The sequence below is a fragment of the Herbaspirillum sp. YR522 genome, assembly GCF_000282575.1.
In the GTDB taxonomy this organism is placed as follows: Bacteria; Pseudomonadota; Gammaproteobacteria; order Burkholderiales; family Burkholderiaceae_D; genus Herbaspirillum.
Genome location: NZ_AKJA01000115.1, coordinates 1 through 9,782, shown reverse-complemented (window position 1 = coordinate 9,782; position 9,782 = coordinate 1). Strand labels below are relative to the sequence as shown.

The window sequence follows — 9,782 nt, the reverse complement described above, 5'->3', positions numbered from 1 at the left end:
GCGCCTGCCGCTTCCAATGCCTCGGACCCGCGCGCCAGCATGGTGACGGCCACGCCTTCACGCGCCAGCGACAGCGCGCAGGCGCGTCCCAATCCCTTGCTCGATGCGCATACCAGCGCGGTCTTGCCCTTGAGTCCTAAATCCATTTGTTCTTCCTTTGCTTGAAGTGTTGGCGATGTCCTATTGGGGGCTTGCATGCCATGGCACATCTGGAGATCGATCGATCGGTCGTGCCGCCCGGCCCGGGACAGCCGCCCACAGCTGCGCTAAACTGGCAGACTTCGTGCGGATGTCCGACCGGCGTTCCGGCGGTGGCCTATTTCTTGACCACCATGTAGATCGCCAGCGCAATGATGGCGACCACGCCCATCTCAAGCGCGAATACGATGACGCCGCTCATGATCGTCTCCTTTTTTAATTGAATGCCGTGCGTGCGATGCAGCGTTGAATGCATCGCACGCACGGCAGACGCAACACTTTACACCGATGATGGATTCCTTGTTCTTGGCGAGCCTGCTCAACTTCGTGTTGGGCGCAGTACTTGGCGTAATGGGGGGATTGTTCGGCATCGGCGGCGGGTTGATCGCCATTCCGGTGCTGGGCTACCTGTACGGGATGGACCAGCAACTGGCGCAGGGCACCTCGCTGGTGATGATCGTGCCCAACGTGGCCATCGCCTTCTGGCGCTACAAGCAGCGCAACAAGATCGAGTGGAGCTCGGCCCTGATGATGTGCGTGCCCGCCATCGTGACGACTTATTTCTCGGCGCGGCTGGCCACCAGCATCGATGCCCACCTGCTGCACTTCTGCTTTGCCGCTTTCATGGGGTTGCTGGCGCTGTATTACCTGTGGACGTTGCTGCGCAAGAAGCAGCCGAGCGAACGCAATATCGTGCTGCCGCGCAAGTACATGTTCGGGGTAGGGATGTCGGCCGGGGCTTCGGCCGGGTTCTTCAGCGTGGGCGGCGCCATCGTTGCGGTGCCGATGCTGACCGCGTTCTTCGGCGCCACCCAGACCGCCGCCCAGGGACTGGGCCTGGCGATGGTCACGCCCGGTACGCTGGTGGCCTTGTGGACTTATGCCAGTGCCGGCCACGTCAACTGGACCGTCGGTATTCCGATGGCGCTCGGCGGCCTGCTCAGTATCTCCTGGGGCGTGGCGCTGGCACACCACTTGCCCGAGCGCCGCTTGCGCATCCTGTTCTGCGGGGCGCTGCTGGTGTTGTCGGTGTGGATGATGATCAACGGCCAATAAACCGCCGCACCTGATGCGGTCGATGGGAAGGGCTTAGCGCTTCTTGTGCGTGGCGACGTAGTTCTCGGCTGCCGTGACCGCATTCTGCAACGCTTCCATCTTCGTATTGCCGGGCTGGAAATCGCCGAAATCATGCGTGGTGCGGTCGGGAAAATCGATGTGGACGAAAGCGGTCCACTTGCCGTCGGTGCGCAATACCGGTGTCAGGTTGATAGTCGCGCCCATGTATTTCTGGACATTTTTGCCGATGGGACCTGCCATGATGCGGGGGGCCTGTAAGTCGTGGATGGAATGACGAGCACGCATCATGCCACAGCGCCGACGTTCCTGCCTGTCACGCTGTCAACGGATGAGTTTGTCAAGCATCCGGCTCCTGCGCCGTGAGACGGCGGCGCAGGCCAGCCTCACGCCACGAGCCTCACAGCGCGCTCAACATCAGGTCCAGGTTCTGCACCGCCGCCCCCGAGGCACCCTTGCCCAGATTGTCGAACACCGCGCATAACATGATGTGGCCTTCGGCTTCGTTACCGAATACACCCAGCGTCATGTCGTTGGTGTTGTTATGGATGGTCGGGTCGAGCCTGGCCGCCTCCAGGCTTTGCTGGGCCGACCATACCCGCACCGCTTGCGCGCCCTGGTAGTGCTGCTCCAGCGTGGCACGCAAGGCCTGCTGGCTGGCGCCGGCAGGTAGCAGGCTGGCATGCAACGCAATGCTGAGCACGATGCCTTGGCGGAACGCGCCATACGATGGAACGAACAGTGGGCGCTGGCTTAACGCCGCATGCAGCTGGATCTCGGGCGGGTGCTTGTGGGCCAGGCCCAAGCCATACAGGACAAAGGGCGCGGCGGCGTCGGTGTCGGCGCCTTCGTACTGCTCGACCTGGGCGCGGCCGCCGCCCGAGTATCCCGACACCGCATGGAGCACCAGCGGATAGTCGGCCGGCACCAGGCCGGCCTTGACCAGCGGGCCCAGCAAGGCGATGGCGCCGGTCGGGTAGCAACCGGGATTGGTCACGCGACGGGCGCGCGCAATGCGCCCGGGTTGCTCGGGCGAGAGTTCGGCAAAGCCATAGGTCCACTGGGCATCGGTGCGATGGGCCGAGCTGGCATCGATGATGCGTACCGCGGGGTTCTCGACCAGGGCCACCGCCTCGCGCGCGGCGGCATCCGGCAGGCACAGCAGGGCGATGTCGGCGGCATTGATGGCGTCGGCGCGGCGCCGCAGGTCCTTGCGCTCGGCCGCCGGCAGCGTCAGTACCTGCAGGTCGGTGCGCCCGCGCAGGCGTTCGTTGATCTGCAGCCCGGTGGTGCCTTGATCGCCGTCGATGAAGACCAGTGCCTGTTTGCTCATGATGTTCGCTCCTGTGATGCGCGCTCGCGCCGAAGATGGGTGACAGGGGCATCATGCGACAAGTCGTATAATCGGAAAAGTTGAATATTCCGAACCCTATGTTCAGGTTTCCTGAATGTGGACAACCCCATTGCCGGACTGCAAGCATGCGCGAACTCAACCTCGATCAACTTCGTACGCTGGTGGCCATCGTCGACCTCGGCTCGTTTGCGGCCGCGGCGCGTGTGCTGCATCTGGCGCCCCCTACGGTGAGCTTGCACATCAGCGAACTGGAAAGCCGGGTAGGCGCCACATTGCTGTTGCGACAGCGCAGCCAGGTGCGACCGTCGGGGGTGGGCGAGGGCCTGGTGAGGCGGGCACGCCAGTTGCTGGCGGACGCCGACCAGGCGCTGGAAGAGGTGCGTCGCCAGGTGCAGGGGCTGGAGGGCAGGGTCAGGCTGGGCGCGTCCACCGGCGCCATCGCTTACCTGCTGCCGCAGGCGTTGCAACGACTGGGGCAGAGCCATCCCGACATCGATGTGCAGGTGATGGTGCTGACGTCGGCCGAGACCCTGGCGCGGCTATCGGCAGGAACCCTCGATATCGGCTTGGTGGCGTTGCCGCAGGCGGCGGTGGCGGGGCTGGCGGTGCGCCCATGGCGGCGCGATCCGGTGATGGCCTTCGTCCCGGCGCAGTGGCGTGCGCCCAGGTCGGTCACGCCTCAATGGCTGGCGGCGCAGCCCTTGATTCTCAATGCGCCCGACACCCGGCTCTCGCGGCTGACCAGCGAATGGTTCGCCAGCGCCGGCGAACATCCGACGCCGCGCATCCAGCTCAATTACAACGACGCCGTCAAGAGCCTGGTGGCGGCCGGCTACGGCGCGACCCTGCTGCCGCATGAGGGAGCGCAGCACGAGAGCGAAGCGCCCTACGTCGACCCTCGCATCGTGATGCGGCCGCTGCGCCCCAAGCTATGGCGCGGCCTGGGGATCGCCCATCGCAGCGGCGCGCCCGAGCCCGCCACGGCCACCGTGCTCGATGCGCTGTGGCAGTTGCGTCAGGCCTGAGCGCTACGCAAGGCCGCCAGCGATTGCCGTTGCTGGCCGTCGGCGTCGAAGTTGGCCGGATCGAGCCAGGCTGTGAAGGCAGTACGCAGCGTCGGCCACTCGCCATCGATGATCGAAAACCAGGCCGTGTCGCGACTGCGCTGGCGATAGACGATGGCTTGCCGGAACACGCCTTCAAAACTGAAGCCCAGGCGCTGGGCGGCGCGCCGGGAGGGCGCATTGAGGCTATCGCATTTCCATTCGTAACGACGATAGCCGAGCGTATCGAACGCATGCTGCATCAGCAGGAATTGCGCCTCGGTGGCGACCCGCGTGCGCTTGAGGCGACGTGACAGCGCCACGTGGCCGACCTCGATGACGCCATTGGCGGCGTCGATGCGCATCAGTGCCAGGCTGCCCACGGCGCGACCGCTGGCCAGGTCGATCACCGTGAAGTGCAGCGGGTCGTGGCTCTGCTGCAGCTTCTGTGCGTACTGGCGATAGTCGTCGATGCTGGCGAACGGGCCGCTGGCCATGTAGGTCCAGTCACTGCCATCGGGGGCGCTGGCGAACGCCTCGAACAAATCCCGTGCATGGCGTTCGGCGTCGATCGGTTCGAGCCGGCAATAACGCCCTTGCAGCTGCAGCCGTGACGGCAGTGCGCGAGGCTGCCAATGCGGCATGGCTTGGCCTACCGGCTGGTTCCATTGATTGAGGGTGCTGTCTGCGGGGGCGGGGACTTGGTTCATTGGCATGTGACGGAGGTGGAAGTGGTCGACATCGACATGGCAAAAGATAAGTCTTTCGTGGCATTATAAAAAGTACCAAGTCAATGGATTCTGATAGGGCCACGATGCATCATCTCCTGTTGTCGGCGCTAGACCTCGCACCCGGCGCGCCATCGCGACAGCGGCAATTGCTGGAACGTCTGCGCCAGGCCATCCTGGACGGCCGCCTGGCGCCGGGCAGCAGGTTGCCATCCTCGCGCACGCTGTGCGAAGAGTTGCAGGTGTCGCGCAATACGGTGCTGGCGGTGTACGAGCAGTTGATCGCCGAAGGCTACGCGCAGGCCGATCGGCAGGGTACGCGGGTGGCGCAGCTCGGGCCAAGGCCGTCCCATCCGGCGCCGCCGACGGCGGCCTTGCCCGCGCCCAGGGCTTCGCGCCGGGTCGCCAGCATGTCGCCGGCGCGCGATGCGGGCGACCGTTCGTTGCCCCTCACACCCGGCATGCCGGCTTTGGCGCGGTTTCCGGTCAATGCCTGGCTACGGGCCCAGGAGCGCGCCTTGCGGGCGGCTTCACCGCAGGTACTCGGCTACGGCGATCCGCTGGGCGAGCCGGCCCTGCGCGAGGCGATTGCCCAATACCTGGGTGTGGCGCGGGGCGTGCGTTGCGATGCCTCGCGCATCGTCGTGACCGAGGGCGCGCAGGGGGCATTGTCGTTGTGCGTGCGCCTGTTCGCCAATGCCGGCGACCTGGCCTGGATGGAAGACCCGGGATATGGCGGTGCGCGCGCCGCCTTTCAGGCAGGCGACCTGAAGGTGGTTGGCATGCCGGTCGATGCCGAGGGAATCGCCATCCCGGCGCGCGCCTGGCGCGGTCGCGCGCCGCGCCTGATCCATGTGACGCCGTCGCACCAGTATCCCTGTGGCGCGGTGCTGTCGTTGGCGCGTCGGCTGGAGTTGATCGCGCAGGCGCGCAGCAAGGGAAGCTGGATCATCGAGGACGATTACGATAGCGATTTCCGCCATCGTGGTCATCCCGTGGTGGCCATGCAGGGCCTGGTGGCGGATGCACCGGTGTTGTACGTGGGCACCTTCAGCAAGACCATGTTCCCGGCACTGCGGATCGGGTTCCTGGTGCTGCCGCAGTCGAGTGCGGTGCGTGCCGTGGCGGCCCTGGGTGAATTGCTGCGCGGAGGCCATCGGCTGGAACAGCTGGCGCTGGCCGAGTTCATTGCCAGCGGCCAGTTCTCGCGTCACCTTGGACGCATGCGCCGGCTATACCGGGAACGGCAGCAGGCGCTGCGCGCGGCCCTGGCGAGCTGTCTTGGTGTCGAACACGAAGTGCTGGGTGGCGATGCGGGCCTGCACCTGACCATTCGCCTGCCAGCCGGTGTGGACGATCGTGCCGTCAGCGCGGCTGCGCGCGCCAAGGGCATGAACGTGGGTGCCTTGTCGTCGTTCGCGTCGCCTGCATCGACCTCCACGGCCAATGGCCTGGTGCTGGGCTACGGCAATACCTCGGCCGAACAATTCGCGCCGCTGATGCGCCACCTGGCGCGCATCGTCAAGGGCTGCACCCGCTAGAGCACGCTTTCGGCCAGGCGCGCCTGGACGCAGCGGCTCAGGGTTTCCATGTAGAGCAGGGGATCCTGGTCTTTCGAGGCATACCAGATGCGGCTGTCCTGGTCGGCGCGAAAATCCGAGGACAGCGGGGCAGAGGTGAACAGCACCAATGGAATCTCGGCCAGCACCTGGTAGCTGCACAGCGTGCGCAATAATTCGTAACCTTCGCTGCCGGCAAAGCCGCGCGGGTCGAGCATGATCAGGGCCGGCAGCTCGCGCGAGCGGCACAGCGCCTGGGTCAGCAGCGATGCATTGGCCAGTGCGGCATCGTCGAACCACTGGAAAGTACATGGCAAGCCGCTGCGCCAGAGGGCGAAGCGCGCCAGTTCGATGGCGTCGAGATCCGGATCGATGACCAGGACCCTGGGAGAAATGTTCGTCATGGTTGCCTCCTCTGGCGTTGCATGAATCCATCTTGGCAGATGGGAAAGGAGGCAGCCATCGGGGTGTTCCTGATGACAATACGACAATCAATGCCGCGCCATGATCAGGCCTTGTCGCCCTTCTCGAACTGCGTGGCGTATTCGGCGCGATGCGCCTGGTCGGATTCGATCAGCAGTCGGTAGCGGGTCTCCGATACGCGTTGCTGCAACACCGCCGCGTAGCGCTCGCGCTGCAGCCACTCGATGATGATGGAGGCGGTCATGATGATGACGGTGTAGACCACGATCATGAAGATATCCTTGTCTTCCAGCCCATCCATCGTATAGAAGGGCTTGCGGAAGAAGAACATCGCAGTGGGGATGCTGATGACCAGCAGGCCCATCGAGTAGACCAGGCCGAACAGGTAGCTGATGACGATGCAGTTGACCGCAAAGAACAGCATCGACAGCGCCTCGTCGACGAAGGGCGCCAGCGCATAGCGCAGGCCGAATGCCGCAATGAAGCCGATGGCGCTGCTGTACAGGGGTCTCAGGCCCTGCGGACGCCAGCTTTTTGCGTTTTTCAATTTGATCATGCTCATGGCGGCACGTGAATATAGGAGGGCGGGATCCATCTTCTCTGGATTTGCGTGTTAGCGCAATTCTTGCATGTTAGGAAAGTCGTCTTGCAGGATGCTGACACAAGGTCGGTATTTGCATGCCGGTGTTGTTTTGACGCCCGTCAGGCCGGCTGACGCCGGTCCTTCAGCGGCGACATGTGGGCAACGTACTTGCCCGAGACCTCATGGCCGTGCAATTCAAGCGCTCGCTTGATGAACAGCACCGCTTCGTTGGTGACGATCTCGCGTTCGTTGTCGACCGTGATGATGTGATAACAATCGCCCAGCCAGATCACCTTGCGCACTTCCGACGAAATGTTCTGCAGGATCACCTCGGCATTCTTGGGCGAGGCGGTCTCGTCGTCGATCGAGTGGATGATCAGGGTGCTGGCCTGCACTTGCGGCAACGACGCGTGCACATAGTCCATCATGCGTAGCGCCGCGCGCAGGTGCCGGGCCGGGATCGACGCCGCGCCCACGGCGGCCACGCCGTCTTTTTCGAGCGCGGCGGCGACGCGACGGCGCATGTCGATGTTCTTGATGCCGTAGGGATCGCTTTCCTTGTAGGACCAGTTACGGATGCCGGCGTCGAATACCACGGTCAGCAGCTTCTGGTACCACGGCACCGACCAGCCGTCGTATTGCAGCACCGGCGACAGCAGCACCACCGACAGCAGTTCGGTGCTGCGCGCGGCCACCGCCAGGGCCAGCGTGGCGCCCATCGACAGGCCGCAGATGGAGACGGTCTTGAATTCTTCCTTCAGGCGGGCGATCTTGCTTTCGACCACGGCGCACCATTGTTGCCAATCGGGCATGACCGCGGGATCGGTCAGCGCGGCCGAGTAATTGTCGATGTTGAGGGCAATGACGGTGCAGCCGATCTTCTTGAGCTGCTTGGGGATCGAACCCAGTTCGAGCTGCGAGCCGCACAGGCCGTGCAGCAGGATCACGGCGTGTTCCTTGTGCGGGCCGCCCTGGCGGTCCACTGCAACAGGCTCGTCCTTGTGTGGCGTGGATGAAGGTGATTCCATAAGTATCGTTGTCGCATCGAACCCGCAGGCCCGATAACTGGCGAATCGTTCGCCCCCCGCTGCCACCAGGCCACCGCCGTTACGATGACGACGATTGTTTCCTTGTGGCAATTCCGTATTCGCGTTGCGACCGGCTTTACATGTTGCAAGTCTAACTGCCATACAGAAATGTTGCTAGCAGCATGCCACGATTTCCTGGGTGGCCGCGCCGTACATCTTCCGGCTGCATTACCCTGCAGATAACGCTTGCGCGCCGCCAAGCGTGCACAGCGAATTCGTAAGGATGCGGCACAAACGCAAAAAAGCCCCGGCTTTGCCACGCCGGGGCTCGAGATGCTGCCGCTGTGCGGCGCAGGGGAGCGAATGTTTATTGCAGCCCCTGGCCGACCTGCAGCGCGATGAATTCGGCTGGCTTCGAAGGAGCCAGGCAAATGCTGGCGATCATCTTGGCCTCGCTATCGTCGCCGTCGTCGTTGTCATCGCTGTCACCGTTGACGGTACCGGCGGTCTCTTCCAGGCCTACCGTCACCTGGTAAGCCTCTTGCGGCCGTTGCCCCAGCAATGCCCCCAACTGCCAGAGGTGATAGAGGTAGTTGGCAATGGTGGTCTCGGCGCGTACCCAGGTAGCCGATGTATTAGGCTCGCCCTGGTAACGCTGCATGATGTCCCCGACGTCGCGCTGGACCTGATTGAACAGTCGGCGCACATTGATGTAGCGCCATTGGCGGTCGGTCACTTCACAGGTGCGGGCACCCCAGATGGTGGTCTGGCCGTCGATGATGCGGATGGCATTGATGCCCTTGTCGTTGAGGTCGGCCTGCTGGGCGTCGGTGACTCTCTCGTAGGGCGTGGCATTGTTGATGACGATGTTGGCAGGGGCCTTCCATACCCCGCGCTCGCGATCGGTCTTGCAATAGGCAGCGGCTACTGCTGCGCTGGGCGGCATTTGTATATACGCATATTGTTCCTGCAATGCCCTCAACTCGCGGTCGGCCACGGCGTATAGCGCACGGTCAACGATTTTCAAGTCCGCTAGAGTGCTTACGTCGGTGTCGGCATGCCCGCTGACTGTGATCGCGTCGTCGCTGCGCCAATGCCTGCAATGCAAAGTCAGGTAAGGGTGGTACAGCGCGGTATGCGCGCCATGCCCGTCGGGCAAGGCCGGAGCGGTGTCCTTGTCTTTCATGTTGCAGATGTAAAATCTGCCGGGCTGGGCTGCTAGGTATTCTGCAGCAATCGAATGGATATTCTTGAGGTTGGTCGCCGCGTCGAGCACGCAGGCGAGTAAGGTTGCCTCCTTGAGTTCGTCAATGGCGGTGTCATAACCCGTGTCGCCAGCGACTTGGATAGGCCGCAAGCGACATGGGCCTCCACCGTTTGCAAAATAATGACTGATGGCCAGTGCGCCAGCTTCGACGATCGTGCCATCGACCGAAACGCGGTCGCCATCGATGACAACGGTTGCTTGTATCGAGTTGGGAAACAGTCGCCTCAGTTCGAGTTCATTGTCGACAAAAAGGCAAGGGGACGTAGCAGCAAGCCAGTTGGTTCCATCATGGCCGAATCTTCCGATAAATAACGGTACAGTCGGGCTTATATGCGTCGATGTGGTTTGATATTCTCGCTCTTCAACGGCGATGCCGGGTGCGCCCATGAGATGCTCCAAAATGCGTGAAGTATTGCGGTGGTGACATTGTTGAATAGTGCCAATGGACATCCAGAACCCGAAGCCGATGGCTCGACCAAAATCGATGCAGGTGACGCGTAAGCGCGTTACACCATGTCCTGGCTG

General features: G+C 63.2%; 10 protein-coding genes and 2 pseudogenes. 3 read left to right on the top strand and 9 right to left on the bottom strand.

What is annotated here, in order from left to right; all coding sequences use genetic code 11:
- Both PMI40_RS15715 and PMI40_RS24030 read right to left on the bottom strand, forming a co-directional pair.
- Window positions 1–146 (bottom strand): annotated as a pseudogene (locus tag PMI40_RS15715) (3-oxoacyl-ACP reductase); the annotation flags it as partial.
- Window positions 147–316: 170 nt separating this feature from the next.
- Window positions 317–454 carry a hypothetical protein gene (locus PMI40_RS24030; protein WP_008117255.1) on the bottom strand — a complete coding sequence of 46 codons (138 nt, stop codon included), beginning with the start codon at window positions 452–454 and terminating at the stop codon, window positions 317–319.
- Between the two features lie 32 nt (window positions 455–486).
- Here PMI40_RS24030 and PMI40_RS15710 point away from each other — a divergent pair, with 32 nt between their 5' ends.
- Window positions 487–1,254 carry a sulfite exporter TauE/SafE family protein gene (locus tag PMI40_RS15710; protein ID WP_040502168.1) on the top strand — a complete coding sequence of 256 codons (768 nt, stop codon included), beginning with the start codon at window positions 487–489 and terminating at the stop codon, window positions 1,252–1,254.
- Window positions 1,255–1,287: 33 nt separating this feature from the next.
- On the opposite strand, the gene PMI40_RS15705 is transcribed toward PMI40_RS15710, so the two are convergent.
- On the bottom strand, window positions 1,288–1,563 hold the full coding sequence (locus PMI40_RS15705; protein ID WP_238540963.1) for a hypothetical protein: 276 nt from the start codon (window positions 1,561–1,563) through the stop codon (window positions 1,288–1,290).
- Between the two features lie 109 nt (window positions 1,564–1,672).
- Complete coding sequence (gene argC / locus PMI40_RS15700; RefSeq protein WP_008117249.1) at window positions 1,673–2,605, bottom strand: N-acetyl-gamma-glutamyl-phosphate reductase; 933 nt, start codon at window positions 2,603–2,605, stop codon at window positions 1,673–1,675.
- Window positions 2,606–2,751: 146 nt separating this feature from the next.
- On the opposite strand from argC, the gene PMI40_RS15695 reads away from it, so the two are divergent.
- A complete protein-coding gene (locus tag PMI40_RS15695; RefSeq protein ID WP_008117247.1) occupies window positions 2,752–3,651 on the top strand; it encodes a LysR family transcriptional regulator in 900 nt (299 codons plus the stop codon).
- Here the strand turns inward: PMI40_RS15695 and PMI40_RS15690 are convergent.
- A pseudogene (locus PMI40_RS15690) lies at window positions 3,645–4,385 on the bottom strand (GNAT family N-acetyltransferase); the annotation flags it as partial. The gene PMI40_RS15695 and the pseudogene PMI40_RS15690 sit on opposite strands and share 7 nt — an antisense overlap.
- A gap of 98 nt (window positions 4,386–4,483) precedes the next feature.
- On the opposite strand from PMI40_RS15690, the gene PMI40_RS15685 reads away from it, so the two are divergent.
- A complete protein-coding gene (locus tag PMI40_RS15685) occupies window positions 4,484–5,938 on the top strand; it encodes a PLP-dependent aminotransferase family protein (RefSeq protein WP_008117242.1) in 1,455 nt (484 codons plus the stop codon).
- Here PMI40_RS15685 and PMI40_RS15680 read toward each other — a convergent pair.
- The 4 genes from PMI40_RS15680 to PMI40_RS23355 all read right to left on the bottom strand — a co-directional run.
- Complete coding sequence (locus PMI40_RS15680; protein WP_008117240.1) at window positions 5,935–6,360, bottom strand: hypothetical protein; 426 nt, start codon at window positions 6,358–6,360, stop codon at window positions 5,935–5,937. The two genes, PMI40_RS15685 and PMI40_RS15680, sit on opposite strands and share 4 nt — an antisense overlap.
- A gap of 104 nt (window positions 6,361–6,464) precedes the next feature.
- On the bottom strand, window positions 6,465–6,941 hold the full coding sequence (locus PMI40_RS15675; protein WP_008117237.1) for a DUF4118 domain-containing protein: 477 nt from the start codon (window positions 6,939–6,941) through the stop codon (window positions 6,465–6,467).
- A 140-nt stretch (window positions 6,942–7,081) separates the two neighbouring features.
- Complete coding sequence (locus tag PMI40_RS15670; RefSeq protein ID WP_040502164.1) at window positions 7,082–7,990, bottom strand: carboxylesterase; 909 nt, start codon at window positions 7,988–7,990, stop codon at window positions 7,082–7,084.
- Window positions 7,991–8,357: 367 nt separating this feature from the next.
- Window positions 8,358–9,782: phage tail sheath C-terminal domain-containing protein (locus PMI40_RS23355; protein WP_238540962.1), on the bottom strand; the 1,425-nt coding region annotated here is incomplete at its 5' end.

What these genes read in the sequence shown, in the direction of transcription:
- PMI40_RS24030 (WP_008117255.1), bottom strand. Translation starts at nt 454, where the DNA reads ATGCATTCAACGCTGCATCGCACGCACGGCATTCAATTAAAAAAGGAG.
- PMI40_RS15710 (WP_040502168.1), top strand. Translation starts at nt 487, where the DNA reads ATGATGGATTCCTTGTTCTTGGCGAGCCTGCTCAACTTCGTGTTGGGC.
- PMI40_RS15705 (WP_238540963.1), bottom strand. Translation starts at nt 1,563, where the DNA reads ATGATGCGTGCTCGTCATTCCATCCACGACTTACAGGCCCCCCGCATC.
- argC (WP_008117249.1), bottom strand. Translation starts at nt 2,605, where the DNA reads ATGAGCAAACAGGCACTGGTCTTCATCGACGGCGATCAAGGCACCACC.
- PMI40_RS15695 (WP_008117247.1), top strand. Translation starts at nt 2,752, where the DNA reads ATGCGCGAACTCAACCTCGATCAACTTCGTACGCTGGTGGCCATCGTC.
- PMI40_RS15685 (WP_008117242.1), top strand. Translation starts at nt 4,484, where the DNA reads ATGCATCATCTCCTGTTGTCGGCGCTAGACCTCGCACCCGGCGCGCCA.
- PMI40_RS15680 (WP_008117240.1), bottom strand. Translation starts at nt 6,360, where the DNA reads ATGACGAACATTTCTCCCAGGGTCCTGGTCATCGATCCGGATCTCGAC.
- PMI40_RS15675 (WP_008117237.1), bottom strand. Translation starts at nt 6,941, where the DNA reads ATGAGCATGATCAAATTGAAAAACGCAAAAAGCTGGCGTCCGCAGGGC.
- PMI40_RS15670 (WP_040502164.1), bottom strand. Translation starts at nt 7,990, where the DNA reads ATGGAATCACCTTCATCCACGCCACACAAGGACGAGCCTGTTGCAGTG.